The following is a 21,396-nucleotide window of genomic DNA, read 5'->3' on the forward strand; positions in this document are numbered from 1 at the left end:
GCCAGGCCGAGCTGCCGCGGGTGCCTGAATGCCCTGGTTATCTGTGTGCCGCGATGCGGATCAGGCCGCCATCGCCGTGGGCTCGGCCCGCAGCGGTGCAGACGCCGTGCGCTGCGCGCCGGACGACGACGCGCCGCTGGCAAAGCCCGCCTCGATCTCGCCCGCGAGCTGCCCGCCCTCTTCCACCACCAGCTTGCCGTAGCGGATCTTGCCGTTGACCTTGCCGGTGCTGTAGATCACGAGCTTCTGGCGCACGGTGAGCGTGCCGTTGAACTCGCCATGGATTTCGGCGATGTCGATCTCGGCCGAGCCGCGGAAGGCGCCGTTTTCAGAGATCTGGATGACGCGCGAATCCATGGTGGCCTCGACCGTGCCTTCGACCACGAGCGTATCGCAATCGGTGATCTCCACGCCCTTGAGCTTGATGTTGGGCCCCACCGTGAGCTTGCTGCCCGAGGAGTCGCTGGAAGACCGGTTGGCGGCGGTGCCGGCCACGGACTGCGCCGTGGCCGCGCTGCTGGCCGCCGTGCCGCTCAGGCTGGAGGCGGCAGATGAGGACGATGAAGTGGTGGTGCCATGGCGGGGTTGGAACGACTCAGGTTCACGCTTGCCAAAGAAGGGGTTTTGCACGGCCATCAGATCTCCTTGAAAAGAAGTCATCGTAGGTTTGGGGCCCTGTGAAAGATGCCTTCGTTACGCAAGAACGGTAACCAAACGGTTCGTCCGTAGCATGCGCTTGCAAGGCTTGCGGGATCACACATCCACGCGATGGGGGCGCGGCAGCGGCCGTGACCTCGCCCCCGTGTCCGAAGAGGGGTGCGCGCGCAGCGCGTTGGCGGTGAAGCCGCCCCGCAGCGAAGGCGCCGTCCCCGCCCGCGCCGCACAGCGGCCTAGCCGCTCAGGGCGCTACGACACGATGTACGCCGCGGCCCCCGCCGACATGATCTCCCCGTCCGGGCCGAGGAATTCCATGCGCGTGCTGGCCACGCGCGAGCCCAGCCGCAGCACGTTGGCGCGCAGCTCGAAGTGGCTGCCGATGCCGGGGCGCAGGTAGTCGATGCGCAGGTCAATGGTGCCCAGCTTGGCAAAGCGGTGCAGGCGCTGCTCGGGCGCCTCGTCCATGTGCTTGGCGCCGATGGCCGCCATCACGGCCAGCCCGCCCATGGCGTCCAGCCCCGCGCTGATCACGCCGCCGTGGATGCGGTTGTACGCATAGTGGCCCACCAGGTCCGGCTTCATGTCGATGCGGCCCACCACGCCATCGGGCTTGAGGGAGGTGATCTTGAGGCCCAGCACCTGGTTGAACACGATCTTCTCTTCAAAGATGGCCTTGAGCCCGGCAATGAAGTCGGGCTCGAAGGCTTGCGGGGGCGGTGTGGTGGATTTGCTCATGGGTTTCCTGGGGGAGTGCGCGCGGGCAGCTCGGGCCCACGAACGTCATTTGCTATATTTTATATAGCGCACCGCGCTTTCACGATAAGCGCTGGCGGCCATTTTCACTCAAAAATCACCATGGCGTCCCTGCCCGTCGGCGAACCGCGCCGCTCCCCGCAGGGCGTCGGCCAGGCACGCCCGGCCCCCCGCCCACTCGCGCAGCAGGGCCTCCTGCAGCGGCAGCCCTTCGGCCGCGAGCGCGCTGGCCCGGTCGGCGCGCAGCGTGGCCTGCGGGAATGCTGCGATCTCCCGCGCCAGCGCGAGCGACGCCTGCAGCGCCTGCCCCGGGGGCACCACGCGGTTGCACAGCCCCATGCGCAAGGCCTCCGCCGACCCGACCTTGCGGCCGGTGAGGATGAGGTCCAGCGCGTGCGACAGGCCCACCAGGCGGGGCAGGCGCACGGTTCCGCCATCGATCAGCGGCACGCCGAAGCGGCGGCAAAAGACACCGAAGTACGCGTCCTCCTCCATCACGCGCAGGTCGCACCACAGCGCCAGCTCCATGCCACCGGCCACGGCCGCGCCGCTGACCGCGGCGATCACCGGCTTGGTGAGGTGCAACCGGCTGGGGCCCATCGGCCCCAGCGGCAACGGGGTGTCGGCCGTGAAATCGAGCGATCCGGCCAGCGCCTCGGGCGCCACGCCCTGCGCCTGCAGCCGCGCCCCCGACTGCAGGTCCCAGCCCGCGCAGAAATGCCCGCCAGCGCCATGGAACACCGCCACGTCGGCCGCGCCGTCCTGCTCGAACGCCAGGAACGCGGCGTGGAGCGCTCGCGCGGTCGCCGCGTCCACGGCATTGCGCACGTCGGGGCGGTGCAGTGTCACCAGCGTGACACGGTCCTCGGTCTCTATCTGTACGGACATGGCGTTCTCTCAGAGGGTGTTGCGCGCCTTCCCCGGCCCTGCCGGAGGGCGCCCCGGGGTGCGCCTATCGGACGCAACCCTTATTGCGCCCCGCCGCGCACTGCGTCAATATGCGCCGGGACCGATCAGGGTTAGCCCCGAGTGCGGGATGCGTCCGGCACAGGCACCATTATTTATGCAAAGCAATCGCTTTGTAAAAATATTCTGGAGCGCCAGGGTGCAATTCTTGCAACTGTTGATCAGCGGTATCTCCCAGGGGTGCATCTACGGCCTGATAGCGCTGGGCTTCGTGCTCATCTACAAGGCCACGGAGACCGTGAGCTTCGCCCAGGGCGAGCTGATGATGCTGGGCGCGTTCTGCGGCCTGGCGCTCATGACGGTGCTGGGCTTTCCCTTCTGGGTGGCGGTGCTCGCCAGCATCCTGGCCATGGGCCTTTTCGGCGTGGTGCTCGAACGCGCGGTGATCCGCCCCATCCTCGGCCAGCCCGCGTTCTCCATCGTCATGCTCACCATCGGCATCGGCTACGTGCTGCGCGGGCTGGTCACCATGATTCCCAACATCGGCACCGACACGCACACGCTGCCCGTGCCCTACAAGGACCTGTCGTTCCGCCTGGGCGCGCTGGTGCTCAACGCCGAGCAGCTGGTGGTGATCGGCGCCACGGCCGCGCTGTGCGTGCTGCTGTTCGCGATGTTCCGCTACAGCAAGCTGGGCATCGCGATGCAGGCCTCGTCGCAGAACCAGCTGGCCGCGTACTACATGGGCATCCCCGTGCAGCGGCTCAACGGCCTGGCCTGGGGCCTGGCCGCCGCCGTGGCCGCCGTGGCGGGGCTGCTGCTGGCGCCCATCACCTTCGTGCACGCCAACATGGGACTGATCGGGCTGAAGGCGTTTCCCGCCGCCGTAGTGGGCGGCTTTGGCAGCCTGCCGGGCGCCATCGTGGGCGGGCTGGTGATCGGCATCGTCGAATCGCTCTCGGGTTTTTATCTGCCCGACGGCTTCAAGGACACGGCGGCGTACATCGTGGTGCTGATCATGTTGATGGTCAAACCGAATGGGCTGTTCGGCGAAAAGCTGCGCAAGAAGGTGTGACCCCATGAGATTCATCTTCAAGACCAGCTACGAACAAGACCTGCGCCTCGCCAAACATGGCGGGCATGTCTTCTGGTACAGCCTGCTGGCCGTAGGGCTGGTCGCAGCACCCTGGGTGGCGCCAGAGTATTGGCTGGCCCAGCTCACCTTTGTGCTGATCTACGCCATCGTGGGCCTGGGGCTCATGCTGCTGGCCGGGTTCACGGGGTTGTTCTCGCTCGGACATGCGGCCTTCCTCGGCGTGGGGGCGTACACCCAGGCGGTGCTCACGGGCATGGGCTGGCCGTTCGCGCTGTCGCTGGCCTGCGCGGCGGGGCTGTCGGCCGCCGTGGGCGTGGTGGTGGGGCTGCCCGCGCTGCGCGTGAAGGGCATCTATCTGGGCATGGCCACGCTGTCGTTCGGCTTCATCGTCGAGGAGGTGTTCGCGCGGTGGGAGTCGGTCACCGGGGGCAACTCCGGCAAGCACCTGGTGCCGCCCGAGATCTGGGGCTTCAAGTTCGAATCCACGGAGTCCTTCTACTTCCTGTGCCTCGTGATCGCCGTGGTCAGCACCCTGGCCATCCTGAACCTGCTGCGCTCGCCCACGGGCCGGGCCTTCGTGGCGATCCGTGATTCGGAGATCTCGGCGCAGAGCATGGGCATCCACCTCGCGCGCTACAAGACGCTGTCATTCTCGATCTCGGCGGCCCTGGCCGGCATCGGCGGCGCGCTGTATGCGCACAAGCTGCAGTTCATCTCGCCGGACCAGTTCAACATCCTGCAGTCCATCGACCTGCTGCTGATGATCGTGATCGGCGGCCTGGGCTCGGTGCACGGCGCGTTCCTGGGCGCGATCTTCCTGATCTCGATGCCCCAGCTGATCTCGCTGAGCAAGGACTGGCTGCCCGCCGCCGTGGGCCAGGCGCCGGGCCTGCAGGCGGTGGTCTATGGCGCGGTCCTGATCGCCTTCGTGCTGTTCGAGCCCATGGGGCTGTACGGCCGCTGGCTCAAGGTGCGCACCTGGCTGCAGATGTTCCCGTTCTACCGCAAGGGCCTGTTCAAGCGGCAGAAGTCCTTCCAGAAGTCGGACAGGCTGAGATGAAGCACCCCCTGAGTCGCTTCGCGCCTTCCCCCTCTCTCGACCCGCTGTGCGATTCGGGAGGGGAACGCCCCCAGCGCGGTGGGGCGGCCCTTGCGCGGGGGCACTGGCCTCGGTCACGCCAGTCGCAAAGGCAGCGAGCGGCATTCAGCGCAATGGACCAGTGAAATGACCCCAATTGCTGTACCCATGACTGACGACATCTTGCTCAGCGCCCAGAACCTCAGCGTGCGCTTTGGCGGTGTGCTGGCGGTCAACAACGTGAGCTTCGACGTGCGCCGGGGCGAGGTGTTCACCCTCATCGGCCCGAACGGCGCGGGCAAGACCACGGTGTTCAACCTCATCAGCCGCATCTACACGCCCACCACCGGCACCATCGCCTACGCGGGCCCGGGCGGCGCGATGCTGCCGCTCACCGACCAGCCGCCGCACAAGGTGGCGGGCCTGGGGATAGCGCGCACCTTCCAGAACATCGAGCTCTTCGAGCACGCGAGCGTGCTGCACAACCTGCTGATCGGCCGCCACACGCGGCGCGAGACCGGCCTGTGGGCCGACATGCTGTTCACCCGCAAGGTGCGCAACGCCGAGGTGCGAGCCCGCGAAAAGGCCGAGCAGGTCATCGACTTTCTCGACCTGCAGCACTACCGCGACACGCTGGTGGCCGGCCTGCCCTACGGCGTTCGCAAGGTGGTGGAGCTGGCCCGCGCGCTGTGCACCGAGCCGCAGCTGCTGCTGCTCGACGAACCCTCGTCGGGCCTGAACGTGGAGGAGACCGACGACATGGCCTTCTGGATCCAGGACATCCAGCACGAGCTGGGCATCACCGTGCTGATGGTGGAGCACGACATGTCGCTGGTCTCCAAGGTGTCCGACCGCGTGCTGGCGATGAACCAGGGCGAGGTCGTGGCCATGGGCACGCCGCGCGAGGTGCAGTCGCACCCCGGCGTGATCGAGGCCTACCTGGGCACCATCGACGACGTGAGCAACCTGCGCCGCCCGGCGGGTTCCCACCTGGGGGTTCGGGCATGAGCTCCGCGCCGGGCCGCCCCCAGCAAGCTCGCACCGCAGTGCGCAGCACGGAGGTTTCCGAATGAGCGCCGTACTTGCCGCCGTCAACACACCAGTCGCCGCGGCGGCCGACCAGCCTCTGCTGCGCCTGCAGAATGTGGAAAGCGCCTACGGCCCCATCAAGGCCATCCGGGGCGTGAGCCTGCAGGTGCGGCGCGGCGAGATCGCGGCCGTGCTGGGCAGCAACGGCGCGGGCAAGACCACCATCCTGAAGACCATCAGCGGCATCATCGACCCGCGCAAGGGCTCCATCGAGTTCCAGGGCGCCGACATCACCGCCAACGACCCGGCGGCCATCGTGCGCCGGGGCCTCATGCATGTGCCCGAGGGGCGCGAGGTGTTCGCGCTGCTGTCGGTGCGCGACAACCTGCTCATGGGCGCCTACACCCGCGGCGACGCCGACGCGGTGGCGCGCGACATCGAAACCGTGTACGGCTACTTCCCCATCCTGAAGGAACGCGCCGCGCAGGACGCGGGCCTGCTCTCGGGCGGGCAGCAGCAGATGCTGGCCATCTCGCGCGCGCTCATGGCCAACCCCGAACTCATCCTGCTCGACGAGCCCAGCCTGGGCCTGTCCCCGAAGCTCACCAAGGAGATCTTCGAGATCGTGGTGCGCATCAACCGCGAGCGCGGCACCACCATCCTGCTGGTCGAGCAGAACGCCAACATGGCGCTCAACGCATCGGACTACGGCTACGTGCTGGAGAACGGCCGCATCGTGATGGAGGACAGCTGCGAGCGCCTGCGCGAGAAGGACGACATCAAGGAGTTCTACCTGGGCATGAAGGATGAAGGCGTGCGGGGTGAGCGGCGGTGGAAGAAGAAAAAGACTTGGCGGTGAGGACTACATGAGCAATCTCTGGGACCTCGATCACATCCAGCCCGCCGGCACCGACGTGCTGGCCGGCAGCACCATCTCGGCCATGTTCTGGAACGCCGTGGCCGAGCGCGGCCCGCGCGTGTGGATGCGCCAGAAGGAAATGGGGATCTGGAAGAGCTGGACCTGGGACCAGACCGCCGAGGCCGTGCGCGAGATCGCGGGCGGACTCATGTCGCTGGGGTTTGCGCGCGGCGACTGCGCCTCCATCCTGTCGAGCACCAACATCGAATGGGTGCTGGCCGACCTGGCCGTGCTCAGCTGCGGCGGCGTGTCCAACGGCATCTACCCCACCGACGCGGCCGCCCAGGTGCACTACCTGAGCGAAGACTCCAGCACCAGCGTGCTGTTCGTCGAAGACGATGAGCAGCTCGACAAGGCACTGGAGGTGCGCGCCAACCTGCCGCTGCTGCGCAAGATCGTCGTGTTCGACATGGAGGGCCTGCGGGGCCTTCAGGACCCGGGCGTCATCAGCCTGGATGCGCTGCGCGACATGGGCCGCGCCTGGAACCAGCAGAACCCCGACGCGCTCATGCGCCGGGTACAGGCCTGCCAGCCCGAGGACGTGGCCATCCTCGTCTACACCTCGGGCACCACCGGCAAGCCCAAGGGCGCGATGCACACGCACGCCGCGCTCACCTACACGGTGCGCGGCTACAACACGCTGATATCGCGCACCGAAGACGACGAGGCCATGTGCTTCCTGCCGCTGTGCCACATCGCCGAGCGCATGGGCGGCGAGTACTTCTCGCTGTACACCGGCTCGCGCCTGAACTTCGTCGAGAACCCCGACACCGTGCCCGAGAACGTGCGCGAGATCGCGCCCACGGTGTTCACCGCCGTGCCGCGCGTGTGGGAGAAGTTCTATTCGGGCGTGATGATCGCGCTCAAGGAATCCACGCGCCTGCAGCAGGCGGCCTATGCCTGGTCGATTGGCGTGGGCACCCGCATTGCAGACCGCGTGCTGGCGGGCCAGCCGGTAGGGGGACTGCTGAAGGCGAAGTTCATGCTGGCGCGCTTTCTGGCGCTGAACAACGTGCGCAAGCTCATCGGCATCCACCGCGCGCGCTTCCTCGTCACGGGCGCAGCGCCCATCTCGCCCGAACTGGTGAAGTGGTACCTGGCCCTGGGCGTGCCCATGCTGGAGGTGTGGGGCATGACGGAGACCTGCGGCGCCGCCACCGGCGTGCCCGCCAGCCGCATCAAGCCCGGCTCCATCGGCCCGGCGGCCAGCTACAACGAGGTGCGCATCGACCCCGCCACGGGCGAGATCCTGGTGCGCGGCCCCAATGTGTTCAAGGGCTACCTCAACCTGCCCGAAAAGACGGCCGAGACCATCGACGCCGACGGCTGGCTGCACACGGGCGACGTGGGCACCATCGACGCCGACGGCTACCTGCGCATCACCGACCGCATGAAGGACATCATCATCACGGCCGGGGGCAAGAACATCACGCCCAGCGAGCTGGAGAACGAGCTCAAGTTCAGCCCCTACGTGACGGACGCCGTCGTCATCGGCGACAAGCTCCCCTACCTCACGGTGATCATCATGATCGACCAGGAGAACGTGGAGAAATATGCGCAGGACAACGACGTGCCCTTCAGCAACTACGCCAGCCTGACCCGCGCCCGCGAGGTGCAGGACCTGATCCAGGCCGAGATCGACCGCGTGAACACCCGGTTCGCACGCGTGGAGCAGATCAAGAAGTTCTTCCTGCTCGACACGCAGCTCACCGCCGAGGACGAGGAGCTCACGCCCACCATGAAGCTCAAGCGCAAGCTGGTGCAGCAGAAGTACGCGCCCCAGATTGACGCCATGTACCGCTAGGCAGCCTGCGCCAGGTGGCGCGCGGCATAGGGAAAGTGCTGGTGCCCCACCCTGGGCATCGTTCTATAACGACTGATCCATTCAAGGAGACGTGCCATGAAACTTCATCACATTGCCGCGCTGGCCATCGTGGCCATGGCCGCAGGTGCTGCGCAGGCGCAGCCCAGCCAGGGCGTGAGCAAGGACACCATCACCCTGGGCTCCATCCAGGACCTGTCCGGCCCACTGGCGGGCTTTGGCAAGCAGGTGCGGCTGGGCATGATGCTGCGCGTGGACGAGGCCAACGAGCAAGGCGGCGTCAACGGCCGCAAGCTCGACCTGAAGGTGGAAGACTCGGGCTACGACCCCAAGAAAGCCGTGCTGGCCGCGCAGAAGCTCGTGAACCAGGACAAGATCTTCATGATGGTGGCGCACATCGGCACGGCACAGAACCTGGCCGCCATGCCCGTGCAGTTCAGCAAGAACGTGATCAACTTCTTCCCGGTCACCGCCGCGCGCGAGATGTACGAGCCCTTCCACAAGCTCAAGTATTCGTTCGCCGCCACCTACTACGACCAGATCCGCCTGGCCGCACCCAAGCTCATCAAGGAAAAAGGCGCCAAGAAGGTCTGCACCATCTACCAGGACGATGAATTCGGCCTGGAGGTGATGCGTGGCGGCGAGGCGGCGCTCAAGTCCCTGGGCATGGAATTCACCGAGAAGACGTCGTACAAACGCGGCGCCACCGACTTCTCTTCGCAGGTCGCCAAGATGAAGTCGTCGGACTGCGACTTCGTGATCCTGGGCACCATCATCCGCGAGACCATCGGCACCATCGGCGAGTCACGCAAAACGGGCTTCAACCCCACGTTCCTGGGCTCCAGCGCCGCGTACACCGACCTCATCCACAAGCTGGGCGGCAAGCCCATGGACGGCCTGTACGCCACCATGACGGTGCAGCACCCCTACCTGGACGAGGCCAGCCAGCCCATCCGCTTCTGGGCCAACAAGTACAAGACCAAGTTCAACGAAGACCCCACGGTGTTCTCGGTCTACGGCTACGGGGCGGTGGATGCCTTCATCAAGGCAGCCCAGAAGGCGGGCACCAGCCTTACCACCGACAGCTTCATCAAGGCCATGGACACCATGGTGATCCCGCCCGACATGTTCGGCAGCGCCGAGGCCACCTACGGCCCGCAAAAGCGCCTGGGCAGCGATCTTTCTCGCCTGTCGCAGATCACCGATGGCAAGTGGAAGGTGGTGTCCGACTACGTCAAGCCATGAGGGTCTGACCACCCGCTCCCAAGCCGCCTTCGGGCGGCTTTTGTGTTTCAGGGGATGCGCTCGGGCCCAGTCGGTGGCAGAATTTAACCAAGCAGTAACTTTGCATAAATAGACCGAATCCACCGCCATGATCGAACGCACCCTCTTCCAGCCCGACCACCAGGCCTTTGCCGACAGCTTTCGCCGCTTCATCGACAAGGAGGTAACGCCCCACCACGCCGACTGGGAAGACCAGGGCTACGTGGCGCGCGAGGTGTGGAGCCAGGCGGGCGCCAACGGCTTTCTGTGCATGAGCCTGCCCGAGGAATACGGCGGCGCCGGGGCCGACAAGCTCTACTCCGTGGCGCAGATGGAAGAGCTGGCGCGCGCCGGCACCACGGGCATCGGCTTTGGTCTGCACAGCGAGATCGTGGCGCCGTACATCCTGCACTACGGCACCGAGGAGCAAAAGCGCCGCTACCTGCCGCAGATGGCCAGCGGCGCCATGGTAGGCGCCATCGCCATGAGCGAGCCCGCCGCGGGCAGCGACCTGCAGGGCATCAAGACCACCGCCATGAAAAGCGCAGATGGATCGCACTACGTGCTCAACGGCAGCAAGACCTTCATCACCAACGGCTGGCATGCCGATGTGGTGATCGTGGTCGCCAAGACCGACCCGGCGGCCGGGGCCAAGGGCACCAGCCTCTTCCTGGTGGAGCGCGGCATGCCCGGTTTTGAAAAAGGCCAGCGCCTCAAGAAGATGGGCATGAAGGCGCAGGACACCTCCGAGCTGTTCTTCACCGACGTGAAGGTGCCCGCCGCCAACCTGCTGGGCGGCCCCGCCATGGAAGGGCGCGGCTTCATCTGCCTGATGGAGCAGCTGCCGTGGGAGCGCCTGCAGATCGCCATCACCGCCGTGGCGTCCGCGCAGGCCGCCATCGACTGGACGGTGGACTATGTCAAGCAGCGCAAGGTCTTCGGCCAGAGCGTGGCCGCCTTCCAGAACACCCGCCACACCCTGGCCGAGCTGCAGACCCAGGTGCAGGTGGCCCGCGTGTTCGTGGACAAGTGCTGCGAGCTGATCGTGGAGGGCCAGCTCGACACCGATACCGCCAGCATGGCCAAGTACTGGACCACCGACCTGCAGTGCAAGGTGATGGACGAATGCGTGCAGCTCTTCGGCGGCTACGGCTACATGTGGGAATACCCCATCACCCGCGCCTACGCGGATGCGCGCGTACAGCGCATCTACGGCGGCACGAACGAGATCATGAAAGAGGTGATTGCGCGCGCCATGGGCCTGGGCAAATAGCACCATGACCAGCGCCACGGACTGCGCCGCGACGGGCGCCCAACACCGTCACAGGTACCAGGCGGCGCGGGCTTCCTCGGGGCTGAGCGGCGCGCCGGGGCGGCGGTCGGTGACATTCAACCAGGAGCGGACACCCTGGCTGCCGCTCAGGGCACGCATCAGCAGCAAACCCGCGCCGATGCCCCGAATCGCCGCCGAACTGCGGCTGGGTGCCATGAAGGCCGCCACCGCCAGCGCGCTGGATGCGGCCAGTACCACATGGTGTTCCAGCGCAAACCCATCGCGCGTGTCGTCGTATTCCACAGCGCCACGGACCATGCGCTGCAATGCAGAGGATGTATTTCGTTTCATAGCCAAAAATGAGAGAGCAACCGCAGAAAGATAGTGCAAAAACCACCGCACGCGCGTCAGAAAGCGCGCTGTTGTGGTGTGCGCCGCCGAGGCACCGCTCGCTGCCGACCCGCATGGGGCGCGCCTCCCAAGCGCCTGCCCGATCACCCAGCGAGCTTCCAGTTTAAAGACCACCGGAGACCATTCATGACCGAAGCCTATGTATTCGATGCGCTGCGCACCCCGCGCGGCAAGGGCAAGAAGGACGGCACCCTGCACGAGGTCAAGCCCATCGACCTGCTCACCGGCTTATTGATCGAGCTGCAGGCGCGCCACCGCTTTGACACCGCCGCGGTGGACGACGTGGTCATGGGCATCGTCTCGCCCGTGGGCGAGCAGGGTTCGGTGCTGCCCAAAGTGGCCGCGCTCAAGGCCGGGTGGGACTTCCGATGCGCGGGTGTGCAGGTCAACCGTTTCTGCGCATCGGGCCTCGAAGCGGTGAACCTGGCCGCGCAAAAGGTGCGCAGCGGCTGGGAAGACCTGGTGGTGGCGGGCGGCGTGGAGAGCATGAGCCGCGTGCCCATCGGCTCCGACGGCGGCGCCTGGGCGCAAGACCCCGCCACCAATTCGGAAACCCTGTTCGTGCCCCAGGGCATCGGCGCCGACCTGATCGCCACGCTGGATGGCTACACCCGCGCCGACGTGGATGCCTTCGCCCTCGAATCGCAGCGCCGCGCCACCGCCGCGCGCGCAGCGGGCTACTTCAAGAATTCGGTCGTGCCCGTGCGCGACTTCATCGGCCAGACCATCCTGGCGGAAGACGAATTCATCAAGCCCAAGACGACACTCGAAGGCTTGGGTGCGCTCAAGGCATCGTTCGAGCAACTGGGCGGCATGGGCTTTGACGCCGTGGCGCTGCAACGCTACCCGCAGGTGGAGCGCATCCACCACGTGCACCACGCGGGCAACTCGTCGGGCATCGTGGATGGCGCCGCCGCCGTGCTCATCGGCAACGAGGCTGCCGCCAAGGCCCATGGCCTGACGCCGCGCGCACGCATCGTGGCCACGGCGCTCAGCGGCGCCGACCCCACCATCATGCTCACCGGCCCCGTGCCCGCCGCCAAGAAGGCGCTGGCCCGCGCGGGCATGACCATCGACCAGATCGACCTGTTCGAAGTGAACGAGGCCTTCGCCGCCGTGCCCATGCGCTTCATGCGCGAGCTGGGCGTGCCGCACGACAAGGTCAACGTGAACGGCGGCGCCATCGCCATGGGCCACCCGCTGGGCGCCACGGGCGCCATGATCCTCGGCACCCTGATTGACGAGTTGCACCGCCGGGGCCAGCGCTATGGCCTGGCCACGCTGTGCGTGGGCGGAGGCATGGGCATTGCCACCATCGTTGAACGCGTATGAGGAACAACCCCCTGAGCAGCTGCGCCGCTTCCCCCTTCTCTCATCGCTGCGCGATGGGAAGGGGGACGACGCCACTGGCCTGGGAAAGCCAGTTCCACGGCGTCCGCTGGCCTCGGCCACGCTTCATCCAAGGCCGCGCCCCATAGCTGCGCCATGGCGCATTACCGATTCGGAGACATCAGCATGCAAACCATCCGCTACGAACTCATCCCCGCCCAGGACACCGAAGGCCAGGTCGCCGTCATCACGTTTGACGAAACCAACTCCCCCGTTAACACCATGTGCCGCCAGTGGCAGCAAGAGCTGGGCGAGGTCACGGCCCAGGTGCTGGGCGACCGCGAACGCCTGGGCGCCGCGCTCAAGGGCATCGTGCTGGCATCCGCCAAGACCAGCTTCTTTGCGGGTGCCGACCTCAAGGCCACCATGCGCCTGACGCCCGCCGATGCGCCCAACGCGTTTGGCGAAATCGAGCGCATGAAGAAGCACTTCCGCACGCTCGAAACCTTGGGGCTGCCGGTGGTGGCCTGCCTCAACGGCGCCGCGCTGGGCGGCGGGTGGGAGGTGGCCCTGATCGCCCACTACCGCATCGCCGTGGCCGACCCCAAGATCCAGTTCGGCCTGCCCGAGGTCACGCTGGGCCTCATGCCCGGCGCCACCGGCGTGACCAAGATGACGCGCCTGCTGGGCCTGATGGGCGCGCAGCCCTTCATCCTGGAGGGCAAGCTCTTCAACCCCGCCGAGGCGCTGGAGCTGCAACTGGTACATGAACTGGTGGCTACCCGCGATCAGCTGCTGCCCGCCGCCCTGGCCCACATTGCCACCCACCCGCACGCCGTGCAGCCGTGGGACGACAAGAACTACAAAATGCCCGGCGGCACGCCCGCCAACCCCAAGATCGCAGGCGCCCTCACCGTCGCGCCCGCCATGCTCAAGAAGACCACACGCGGCCGCTACCCCGCGCCCGAGGCTGCCTTGGCCGCCATGGTGGAAGGCGCCATGGTGGACTACGACACCGCCCTGCGCATCGAAAGCCGCTACCTCGCCCGCCTGATGACCGGCCCCGTGGCGCGCAACATGATCAACACGTTCTTCTTCGACATGAACGCGATCAAGAGCGGCAAGTCGCGCCCGGGCTCGGCCCCACGCTACAAGCCACAAAAGGTCGGCATCCTGGGCGCCGGCATGATGGGCGCGGGCATCGCCTGGGCCCAGGCCAGCCGGGGCATTGCCACCGTGCTCAAGGACGTGAGTGCAGAGAGGGCCGAGGCCGGCAAGGCCTACAGCGCCAAGCTCGCACAAGCCCGCGTGGACAAGGGCCGCATGACGGCCGAGGCGCAGCAGGCGCTGCTCTCGCGCATCACGCCCACCGCCAGCGCGGCCGACCTGGCGGGTTGCGACCTCATCATCGAAGCCGTGTTCGAAAGCCGCGACCTCAAGGCCCGGGTCACGCGCGAGGCCGAGCCGCAGCTGGCACCCGGCGGATTCTTTGCCAGCAATACCTCCACCCTGCCCATCAGCGGCCTGGCCACGGCCAGCAGTAACCCCGAGAAATTTGTCGGCATCCACTTCTTCAGCCCCGTGGACAAGATGAAGCTGGTGGAAATCATCCGCGGCAAACAGACGGACGACGAGACCGTGGCCCGCGCGTTCGACTACGTGCAGGCCCTGGGCAAGGTGCCCATCGTGGTCAACGACGCGCGCGGCTTCTACACCAGCCGCACCTTCGGCACCTACGTGATGGAAGGCGCCGCCATGCTGGGCGAAGGCATCCCCGCCGCCGCGATTGAAAACGCCGCCCTGCAGGCCGGCCTGCCCGTGGGGCCGCTGGCCGTGCTGGACGAGACCGCGCTGACCCTGAGCGTGCACGTGCTGGACCAGACGCGTGCCGACTACGCGGCCGAAGGCAAGACCTACACCGCCACGCCCGGCGAGCTGCTGGTGGAGCGCATGGTCAAGGAACTGAAGCGCCCTGGCCGCGCGGGTGGCGGTGGTTTTTACGACTACCCCGCAGGCGCCAGGAAGCACCTGTGGCCGGAGCTGAAACCGCTGTTCGAAAAGCCCGGTGTGGAATGGAGCGTGCAGGAGATTCAGGACCGCCTGCTCTACCGCCAGGCCATCGAAACCGCGCGCTGCCTGGCCGAGGGCGTGTTGACCAGCGTGCATGACGCGAATATTGGGTCGATCTTTGGGATCGGTTTTCCGGCGTGGACGGGGGGGGCGATGCAGTTCATCTATGGAACTGGGGTGGAGACGTTCCTGAAGCGCACGGATGAACTTATGGCGAAGTATGGGGAGGGATTCTCCTTGGATGGAAAAAATCGGGAGGCGATTGAGGGATTCAAACCAACTTACCAACAATAAAAGCTATCCGTCCGGCCATCGATTCACTATGAGAATTTTCTTCAATGATCGCAAATAGTGATGCATAGGCGCTCGCAATCATCTAGCCTTATTTTCTAAAGCCATCTACAGCGTGGGGCGCAGTAGGATATTTTGAACGAGGTCAGATATGACCTCGTCCGCGGTTACAGGCATAACAATCACGCTTGACGGGTGCGCCGCGCTATTGCGCTTACCGAGCTTTTCCGACAGCACCTTGGAAGTGGACACACTAAACACCTGTGCACCCTTGGCAACCTCGATCACCTCTGACTCTTTCAAATCCTCAAAATCGGAATGCTTGCCAATAGGCTTTTTCTTCGGATATGCCTTCGCGAGTTGCGCATTGAAAGCAGACAAATGCCCGGCTGCTATGTATGCACACGCATGGTGATAAGCGAGATTCCAAGCCATCACAATCGATGCACGGTATGCACCGTGTGAAAAGCAAGAGATTGTTTCAGCCAAGAAAGTCTTCTGGTGCGGGTCAGAAACCTGCGCCTCTAACTTCTTTAGCTCCGTAACTATTTGCTTGGGCTCCGTCTCTGCAGGCAGCATCTTTGCAACTTGGTCACGCCCAACGCTGCTTAAGCGAAAACCCTTTGCATCGTGCAGCATCCGCTTGTTGGAACCCTTGACTAGGCTTTTTAGTTGGGAAGTCGGATTGGAGGGCCTAGGAAGGTGCAACTCATCAAAAGCGAGGGTTACATTCCCCACGCTAAACCGCTCAAGGTTCTTGATCGAATGCAGGTAATATCCAATGACCATCATCTGGTTGACCACGTTCATCGACTTAAACGTGGGTATCTGCTTGACCCACTCTCCGATGGTCATCAGCCGCCTTTGCCCATCTCTTCAACGACCGTTTCGCCGATATGGTGGATTGTGCAGGTACCTTTGGTTTCGCCCCCTGTGAACTTTCCATTTCGTGCATTACGCAAATCTCGAATCGGCTGCAGAGCATTTTTTGGCGTTGCTACCTTAAGTGCTCGGAATGCGGTGTGGAAGTGGTCAGGTGTGAGGTCTGGTATTCCGCGAGTATTCTTATACCAATATGCGACAACCAAATACTTCGATAACTCGCTTGTTGGATTTTTGGACTCATAAAAATCTTTCAGCGTAGGTTGGGTATCGGTGAAGTTGATGCCGTCCAGAACTTTCACTACCGTCGGCTTCACAACTCTTCGAGGGCCGCTTGACACGGGCCGGGGCTGCACGTCCTGAACAACGTCATCAGCATCCAGTTCTTCGTCCGGTTCCGCCTCGCCTGCACTATTTACGCCAGATGCCTGAATTTGGGTTGGGCGAGCCGTGGTGGAGGATCTTTTGACTTGGACATTTTGTCCTCCGAACGCATTCGAGATAGTCTGCAGACTCTCGCGCAATGCATCATCACTGCCTGTGAGCTTGAAATCGATAATGCGAACTTCGACAGTAGATTGTTCGCTAGGTGAGGATTTTCTGGTGACCATCTAACTTACGCTCCTTTTCAAACGTCACCAATGGTATCCACGAAACCATCAGCGTCCAAGAATTAATGAGCACTGATTTTTTCAAAGCTGCCGCAGCTCCCCGCGAGCTTTGATCCCCAACATCCCCCGCGCCTCCTGCGGCGACGCCACCTCCCGCCCCGCATTGCGCGCGTATTCCGCCAGCTTCTCGATCAACGGCCCGTTCGACTCCGCCTTGCTCCCATCCGGCAGATAGAACGTGTCCTCCAGCCCACTGCGCAAATGCCCGCCCAGCTCGGCCACGCGCTGGTGCACGGGCCAGATCTCGCTGCGGCCGATGACGGTGGCTTGCCAGGGGGCGTCCTTGATTTTCAGCTTGAGCAAGATGGGCAGCAGGTCCGCGTCCGCAGGCATGCCGGATTCAACGCCCATCACGAAGTTGTATTCAGGCAGGCCCTGCGTGTACATACCGGTCTGCACATACATCTCCACGCAGCGCACGATGCCCACGTCAAAGCATTCGAACTCGGGCAGCGTGCCGGTCTCCAGCATCACGTCGATGAAGTCCTTGACCTTGGCGGGCTGGTTGTCGAACAGCATGGGCGGCCAGGCCCAGGTGCCGTTGCTGCGCACCTTCAGGTAGTTGAGCGAGCCGGCGTTGCACGCCGCCATCTCGGGGCGGGTGGCACGCAAGCAGTCGAGCGGGCCCTGGTAATGGGGGCCGACCACGCCGGTGGTCTGGTTGATGATCAAGCCCGGGCAGGCCTCGCGCATGGCTTGCACGCAGTCGCGTGCCACCTGCGGGTCCCAGCTGGGCAGGTGGCCTTTGCCGGGCTCCTGGTTGCGAAAGTGCACGTGAACCACGGCGGCGCCTGCGTCGTAGGCGCGGCGGGCTTCTTTCGCCAATTGCTCGGGCGTGACGGGCACATGGTGCTGGCCGGGGTCCGTCAGCACGCCGGTGATGGCGCAGGTGATGATGGCTTTGCTGCCGTGGTCGGTGCTGTGCATGGGGCCTGTCTCCTTCATTCAAATGCCGAGCTGGCGTGCAGCCAGGTCTTTCATGATTTCTTCCGCACCGCCGCCGATCATCATGACCTTGACCTCGCGGTAGATGCGCTCGCTGACGGTGCCACGCATGAAGCCCATGCCGCCCAGGATCTGCACGGCCTGGTCGGCGCAGAACTGCATGGTTTGGGTGGCGTGGTTCTTGAGCAGGCACACCTGCGCCACCCACTCGGGGCCGGTGCGGCCCACGTCGGCCTGCGCGGCCACGGACTCGCACCACGCGGCGGTGGACTGGATGCGCATCTGCATGTCCACCAGCTTGTGGCGGATGACCTGGTACTCCACCAGCGCGGCGCCAAAGGTCTTGCGCTGGCGGGCCCAGGCCAGGGCTTCGTCGTAGCAGGCCTCGGCAAAGCCAAGGGCCGATGCAGCCAGGCCAAAACGCTCACCGTTGAAGTTGGCCATGATGATGCGAAAGCCCGCGCCCTCTTCGCCCAGCAGGTAGCGGGCCGGCACGCGCACGTTGTCAAAGCGCAGGTGGGCGGTGTCGGAGCAGAGCCAGCCCATCTTGTCGAGGCGCGTGCGCGAGAGGCCCGCGCTGTGGCCGGGGATGAGCAGCATGGAGATGCCGCCACTGCCCTTGCTGCCAGCGTCGCCAGTGCGCACAGCCACCGTGATCCAGTCCGCACGCATGCCCGAGGTGATGAACACCTTTTCGCCATTGACGACGTAGTCATCACCCTCGCGCCGCGCGGTGGTCAAAAGCCGCGCCACGTCGGACCCGCCACCGGGCTCGGTGATCGCCAACGCAGCAATCTGCTCGCCGGCCAGCACGGGCGGGATGACCTCGGCACGCACAGCCTCGCTGCCATGCGCCAGCACGGGCGGCAGGCCGATGTTGTGCGAGAGCAAGCTGGCCAGCACACCGCCGCTGGCACCGTGGCGACTGAGCGCGCGCCACAGCGGCAAGCGCAAGGCGTAGCTGGCAGGCGTGCCGCCGTACTGCTCGGGGTAGCCCAGCCCCAGCAGGCCCAGGTCGGCCGCGCGGCGGTACAGGCTGCGAGGGAATTCACCTGCGGCATCCCACGCGTCCACATGCGGGGCGATCTCGGTACGGGCAAAGCGGGTAACGGTGTCGGTGAGGGCGGTGCGGTCTTCGTCGCTCACAGGGGCGGCATCGGATGTGGCGGTCATGCGGGCGCTCCTTGCGTGGCGGGTGCAAAGCGGGCCAGCATCTGGCCGGGCGACACCTGCTGGCCGGGGGCCACCAATAGCTCGGCCACGGTGGCCGCTGCAGGGCTGGCCAGGCTGTGCTCCAACTTCATGGATTCGATGACCACCACCGTATCGCCCGCCGCCAGCGCCTGGCCTGCGGCCACGGGCAGCGCGACCACCTTGCCGTTGAAGGGCGCGCGCAGCTCGGTGGCGCTACCAGCGGCGCCCGAGCGTGCGGCAGGTTCCCACGATGCGTCTTCCACCCAGCCGTCCACGCCGCCGATCTGCCAATGCCAGCGCAGCGGCTCCACGGCGACGTAGTGCACACCGCGCTGAGGCAACTGCAGCGTGATGGTGGTGGGCTCTGCCCCGGCCTGCTCTACCTGCAGCCGCCCGCCGCCGAGCTCGCGCACGGCGACGGCGTGCACCTCGCCCTGGTGGCGCAGGCGCAGGGGCCGCGCCATGGGGCACGGCAGGTTCGATGCGGGTCTTGAAGCAAAAATGGCCTCCAGCGCAGGAGGGACAAGCGCTGATAGCTCCTCTTTCAATAGCAATCCTTGCAAGCCAGCAGCATGTTCTGCCAGGAACGGCACCAGCGCCTGCCCGCTGGCAAACACCGGGTGCTGCAGGCAGGCCGCCAGAAACGCGCGGTTGGTGGGCAGGCCAAGCACGCGGGTGCCGTTCAGCGCACGGACGAGGGCGTCGATGGCCTCGGCCCGCGTCGGCGCATGCACGATGAGCTTGCCCAGCATGGCGTCGTAGTGGGGCGAGACCTCGGCGCCCTCTTCCAGCGCATGGTCAAAACGCAGCGCGCCGGGCGCGGCCCGTTCAAACGCAGTGGCTTGTGGCGCACTGAACTGCAGCACGCGGCCGGTGTGCGGGCGAAAGTGCGCGTCTTCGGCGCACAGGCGCACCTCGATGGCGTGGCCTTGCAGATGCACCTGATCTTGCGTAAGCGGCAGCGGCTCGCCCCGCGCCACGCGGATTTGCCATTCCACCAGGTCCAGCCCCGTGAGCGCTTCGGTCACCGGGTGCTCCACCTGCAGGCGGGTGTTCATCTCCATCAAGTAGAAACTGGCCCCCACGCTCCCCGCGTCGCGTGGTTCGCTGCCCCCCGAGGGGGTCTTCGCGACTTGGGGCGGCCCGGCGTCGCTCAAGCCACTGCCATCCAGCAAAAACTCCACCGTGCCCGCCCCCACATAGCCAGCGGCCTGGGCCAGCGCCACGGCGCAGGCGCCCATGCGCTCGCGCAGCGCGGCATCCACGGCCGGGCTGGGGGACTCTTCGATGATCTTCTGGTGGCGGCGCTGCACCGAGCAATCGCGCTCGCCCAGGTGGATGCATCCGCCGTGAGCGTCGGCAAAGATCTGCACCTCCACATGGCGAGGCTGCAGCAGCGCGCGCTCGATCAGCAGGTCGCCACAGCCAAAACCCGCCAGCGCCTCCGACCGTGCACTGGCCAGGGCAGCAGGTAACTGCGCCAGGTCGGTTACGAGGCGCATGCCCCGCCCTCCCCCGCCTGCCACGGCCTTGACCATGAGGGGCGTGCCAATGCTTGTGGCCTCGACGGCAAAGCGTTCGTCACTTTGATCGTCGCCCGAATAGCCCGGCAGACAAGGCACGCCATGCGCGGCCGCCAATGCCTTCGCCTCGGCCTTGCTGCCCAGCGCGCGGATGGCGTCGGGCGGCGGGCCGATCCACGTCAGGCCCGCATCCACCACGGCCTGGGCGAAGTCAGCGTTCTCGCTCAGGAAGCCATAGCCGGGGTGCACGGCATCAGCGCCGGTGGCACGCGCTGCGGCCAGCAGCTTGTCGGTGCGCAGGTAGGTGTCGGCGCTGGCCGCACCACCCAACGCCACGGCCTGGGTGGCTTCGCGCACCTGCAGGGCGTTGGCATCGGGGTCGGAGTAGACCGCGACCGTTTCGATGCCCATGCGGTGGGCGGTGTGGATGATGCGGCGGGCGATCTCGCCGCGATTGGCTATGAGGATTTTCTTCATGAGTTCGCACTCCACGGAGGCGCCTTGCGCGCAGCAAACGCCGCCAGCCCTTGTGGCGCCTCGGGCCCACGCAGCGCTTGCGCAAAGGCCATCGCCGCGTCATCCAGCAGCGCAGGCAACGGCGTTTCGGGTTGGGCCAATAACAAACGTTTGGTGGCCGCCACAGCCTGCGGCGCCGCAGCGGCGTGGCGCGCGATGGCTGCTTGCACAGCGGCCTCCATATCGCCCTCCACCACGTCATCGACCAAGCCCAAGCGCTGGGAGGTAGCAGCATCCCACCGCTCGCCCGTCAGCAAACACCGCCGCGCAGCCGCAGGGCCAAGGCGCCGCACCACAAAGGGCGCGATCTGCGCAGGCACGATTCCCAGCGTGACCTCGGGCGTGGCGAACTGTGCGCTGGTGTGGGCCAGCACATGGTCGGCACAGCACACCAGGCCAAAGCCACCACCCATCGCAGCACCTTCAACCGCCACGATGAGCCACTGCGGCAGTGCACACAGGGCCAGCAGCAGCGCGCCAAAGCGGCGGTTCAGCGGCACCAGCGGGTCAGCCTCGCCCGCAGCCAGGGGCTGGCCGATGGTCTTGGCGAAACCGCCCAGGCTGCCCCCCGCGCAGAAGTGCCCACCGGCACCCCGCAGCACCACGCCACGCAGGTCGGCATCGGTCGCAGCGCGCTCGCACGCGGCCAGCAGGGCGTCCACCATGGCTTCTGACAGCGCATTGCGGCTGGCCGGGTCGTTGAGCGTCCAGGTTTCCACGCTGCCGCTGGCCAGCGGCGCGCGGTCGATCAACAGCGCATCAGTCATG

Annotated in this window: 19 protein-coding genes; 9 read left to right on the forward strand and 10 right to left on the reverse strand. The window is 65.8% G+C overall.

Annotated features, from left to right (window positions below; genetic code table 11):
- Positions 1-60: 60 nt before the first annotated feature.
- The 3 genes from AC07OC_RS25410 to AC07OC_RS25420 form a co-directional block, all read right to left on the reverse strand.
- Positions 61-636 carry a bactofilin family protein gene (locus tag AC07OC_RS25410; protein ID WP_218340474.1) on the reverse strand — a complete coding sequence of 192 codons (576 nt, stop codon included), beginning with the start codon at positions 634-636 and terminating at the stop codon, positions 61-63.
- Positions 637-906: 270 nt separating this feature from the next.
- Complete coding sequence (locus AC07OC_RS25415; RefSeq protein WP_218293238.1) at positions 907-1,392, reverse strand: thioesterase family protein; 486 nt, start codon at positions 1,390-1,392, stop codon at positions 907-909.
- A 108-nt stretch (positions 1,393-1,500) separates the two neighbouring features.
- The gene (locus tag AC07OC_RS25420) at positions 1,501-2,298 is read right to left on the reverse strand and encodes a crotonase/enoyl-CoA hydratase family protein (protein ID WP_218340475.1); all 798 of its coding nucleotides are present in this window, start codon (positions 2,296-2,298) and stop codon (positions 1,501-1,503) included.
- Positions 2,299-2,515: 217 nt separating this feature from the next.
- Between AC07OC_RS25420 and AC07OC_RS25425 the strand changes: the two genes are divergently transcribed.
- The 7 genes from AC07OC_RS25425 (at position 2,516) to AC07OC_RS25455 (ending at position 10,796) form a co-directional block, all read left to right on the forward strand.
- The gene (locus tag AC07OC_RS25425; RefSeq protein WP_218293236.1) at positions 2,516-3,391 is read left to right on the forward strand and encodes a branched-chain amino acid ABC transporter permease; all 876 of its coding nucleotides are present in this window, start codon (positions 2,516-2,518) and stop codon (positions 3,389-3,391) included.
- 4 nt (positions 3,392-3,395) lie between these two features.
- On the forward strand, positions 3,396-4,472 hold the full coding sequence (locus AC07OC_RS25430; RefSeq protein ID WP_218293235.1) for a branched-chain amino acid ABC transporter permease: 1,077 nt from the start codon (positions 3,396-3,398) through the stop codon (positions 4,470-4,472).
- Between the two features lie 186 nt (positions 4,473-4,658).
- Entirely contained in the window at positions 4,659-5,498 is an 840-nt protein-coding gene (locus AC07OC_RS25435; protein ID WP_369641393.1) for an ABC transporter ATP-binding protein, read from the forward strand.
- Between the two features lie 61 nt (positions 5,499-5,559).
- Complete coding sequence (locus AC07OC_RS25440) at positions 5,560-6,378, forward strand: ABC transporter ATP-binding protein (RefSeq protein ID WP_494602520.1); 819 nt, start codon at positions 5,560-5,562, stop codon at positions 6,376-6,378.
- A 7-nt stretch (positions 6,379-6,385) separates the two neighbouring features.
- On the forward strand, positions 6,386-8,242 hold the full coding sequence (locus AC07OC_RS25445; protein ID WP_218340478.1) for an AMP-dependent synthetase/ligase: 1,857 nt from the start codon (positions 6,386-6,388) through the stop codon (positions 8,240-8,242).
- 96 nt (positions 8,243-8,338) lie between these two features.
- Positions 8,339-9,505, forward strand: a complete 1,167-nt coding sequence (locus AC07OC_RS25450; protein WP_218340479.1) for an ABC transporter substrate-binding protein — start codon at positions 8,339-8,341, stop codon at positions 9,503-9,505.
- Between the two features lie 127 nt (positions 9,506-9,632).
- On the forward strand, positions 9,633-10,796 hold the full coding sequence (locus tag AC07OC_RS25455; protein WP_494602522.1) for an acyl-CoA dehydrogenase family protein: 1,164 nt from the start codon (positions 9,633-9,635) through the stop codon (positions 10,794-10,796).
- Between the two features lie 48 nt (positions 10,797-10,844).
- Here AC07OC_RS25455 and AC07OC_RS25460 read toward each other — a convergent pair whose 3' ends face one another.
- Complete coding sequence (locus AC07OC_RS25460) at positions 10,845-11,114, reverse strand: hypothetical protein (protein WP_492260935.1); 270 nt, start codon at positions 11,112-11,114, stop codon at positions 10,845-10,847.
- Between the two features lie 219 nt (positions 11,115-11,333).
- Between AC07OC_RS25460 and AC07OC_RS25465 the strand changes: the two genes are divergently transcribed.
- Both AC07OC_RS25465 and AC07OC_RS25470 read left to right on the forward strand, forming a co-directional pair.
- A complete protein-coding gene (locus AC07OC_RS25465) occupies positions 11,334-12,539 on the forward strand; it encodes an acetyl-CoA C-acetyltransferase (protein ID WP_492805602.1) in 1,206 nt (401 codons plus the stop codon).
- Between the two features lie 183 nt (positions 12,540-12,722).
- On the forward strand, positions 12,723-14,900 hold the full coding sequence (locus AC07OC_RS25470) for a 3-hydroxyacyl-CoA dehydrogenase NAD-binding domain-containing protein (protein ID WP_494602524.1): 2,178 nt from the start codon (positions 12,723-12,725) through the stop codon (positions 14,898-14,900).
- A gap of 105 nt (positions 14,901-15,005) precedes the next feature.
- Here the strand turns inward: AC07OC_RS25470 and AC07OC_RS25475 are convergent, their stop codons facing one another.
- The 6 genes from AC07OC_RS25475 to AC07OC_RS25500 all read right to left on the reverse strand — a co-directional run bounded on the left by AC07OC_RS25475 (position 15,006) and on the right by AC07OC_RS25500 (position 21,395).
- Positions 15,006-15,752 carry a hypothetical protein gene (locus tag AC07OC_RS25475; RefSeq protein ID WP_494602526.1) on the reverse strand — a complete coding sequence of 249 codons (747 nt, stop codon included), beginning with the start codon at positions 15,750-15,752 and terminating at the stop codon, positions 15,006-15,008.
- Positions 15,752-16,390, reverse strand: a complete 639-nt coding sequence (locus tag AC07OC_RS25480; protein WP_494602528.1) for a hypothetical protein — start codon at positions 16,388-16,390, stop codon at positions 15,752-15,754. Before AC07OC_RS25480 ends, AC07OC_RS25475 begins: the two co-directional genes overlap by 1 nt.
- An 81-nt stretch (positions 16,391-16,471) precedes the next feature.
- Complete coding sequence (locus AC07OC_RS25485) at positions 16,472-17,377, reverse strand: beta-keto acid cleavage family enzyme (RefSeq protein ID WP_494602530.1); 906 nt, start codon at positions 17,375-17,377, stop codon at positions 16,472-16,474.
- An 18-nt stretch (positions 17,378-17,395) separates the two neighbouring features.
- A complete protein-coding gene (locus AC07OC_RS25490) occupies positions 17,396-18,568 on the reverse strand; it encodes an acyl-CoA dehydrogenase family protein (RefSeq protein WP_494602531.1) in 1,173 nt (390 codons plus the stop codon).
- Positions 18,565-20,589: an acetyl/propionyl/methylcrotonyl-CoA carboxylase subunit alpha gene (locus AC07OC_RS25495; protein ID WP_494602533.1), complete on the reverse strand. Its 2,025-nt coding sequence runs from the start codon at positions 20,587-20,589 to the stop codon at positions 18,565-18,567. Before AC07OC_RS25495 ends, AC07OC_RS25490 begins: the two co-directional genes overlap by 4 nt.
- Positions 20,586-21,395, reverse strand: a complete 810-nt coding sequence (locus AC07OC_RS25500) for an enoyl-CoA hydratase/isomerase family protein (protein WP_494602535.1) — start codon at positions 21,393-21,395, stop codon at positions 20,586-20,588. The genes AC07OC_RS25495 and AC07OC_RS25500 overlap by 4 nt, the downstream gene beginning before the upstream one ends.
- Position 21,396: the final 1 nt, after the last annotated feature.

This window comes from Acidovorax sp. GW821-FHT10E04, from assembly GCF_059415185.1.

Excerpts from the sequence above, each read along its gene's own strand:
- AC07OC_RS25410 (WP_218340474.1), bottom strand. The coding sequence starts at position 636 with ATGGCCGTGCAAAACCCCTTCTTTGGCAAGCGTGAACCTGAGTCGTTC.
- AC07OC_RS25415 (WP_218293238.1), bottom strand. The coding sequence starts at position 1,392 with ATGAGCAAATCCACCACACCGCCCCCGCAAGCCTTCGAGCCCGACTTC.
- AC07OC_RS25420 (WP_218340475.1), bottom strand. The coding sequence starts at position 2,298 with ATGTCCGTACAGATAGAGACCGAGGACCGTGTCACGCTGGTGACACTG.
- AC07OC_RS25430 (WP_218293235.1), top strand. The coding sequence starts at position 3,396 with ATGAGATTCATCTTCAAGACCAGCTACGAACAAGACCTGCGCCTCGCC.
- AC07OC_RS25435 (WP_369641393.1), top strand. The coding sequence starts at position 4,659 with ATGACTGACGACATCTTGCTCAGCGCCCAGAACCTCAGCGTGCGCTTT.
- AC07OC_RS25440 (WP_494602520.1), top strand. The coding sequence starts at position 5,560 with ATGAGCGCCGTACTTGCCGCCGTCAACACACCAGTCGCCGCGGCGGCC.
- AC07OC_RS25445 (WP_218340478.1), top strand. The coding sequence starts at position 6,386 with ATGAGCAATCTCTGGGACCTCGATCACATCCAGCCCGCCGGCACCGAC.
- AC07OC_RS25450 (WP_218340479.1), top strand. The coding sequence starts at position 8,339 with ATGAAACTTCATCACATTGCCGCGCTGGCCATCGTGGCCATGGCCGCA.
- AC07OC_RS25455 (WP_494602522.1), top strand. The coding sequence starts at position 9,633 with ATGATCGAACGCACCCTCTTCCAGCCCGACCACCAGGCCTTTGCCGAC.
- AC07OC_RS25460 (WP_492260935.1), bottom strand. The coding sequence starts at position 11,114 with ATGGTCCGTGGCGCTGTGGAATACGACGACACGCGCGATGGGTTTGCG.
- AC07OC_RS25465 (WP_492805602.1), top strand. The coding sequence starts at position 11,334 with ATGACCGAAGCCTATGTATTCGATGCGCTGCGCACCCCGCGCGGCAAG.
- AC07OC_RS25470 (WP_494602524.1), top strand. The coding sequence starts at position 12,723 with ATGCAAACCATCCGCTACGAACTCATCCCCGCCCAGGACACCGAAGGC.
- AC07OC_RS25475 (WP_494602526.1), bottom strand. The coding sequence starts at position 15,752 with ATGACCATCGGAGAGTGGGTCAAGCAGATACCCACGTTTAAGTCGATG.
- AC07OC_RS25480 (WP_494602528.1), bottom strand. The coding sequence starts at position 16,390 with ATGGTCACCAGAAAATCCTCACCTAGCGAACAATCTACTGTCGAAGTT.
- AC07OC_RS25485 (WP_494602530.1), bottom strand. The coding sequence starts at position 17,377 with ATGCACAGCACCGACCACGGCAGCAAAGCCATCATCACCTGCGCCATC.
- AC07OC_RS25490 (WP_494602531.1), bottom strand. The coding sequence starts at position 18,568 with ATGACCGCCACATCCGATGCCGCCCCTGTGAGCGACGAAGACCGCACC.
- AC07OC_RS25495 (WP_494602533.1), bottom strand. The coding sequence starts at position 20,589 with ATGAAGAAAATCCTCATAGCCAATCGCGGCGAGATCGCCCGCCGCATC.
- AC07OC_RS25500 (WP_494602535.1), bottom strand. The coding sequence starts at position 21,395 with ATGACTGATGCGCTGTTGATCGACCGCGCGCCGCTGGCCAGCGGCAGC.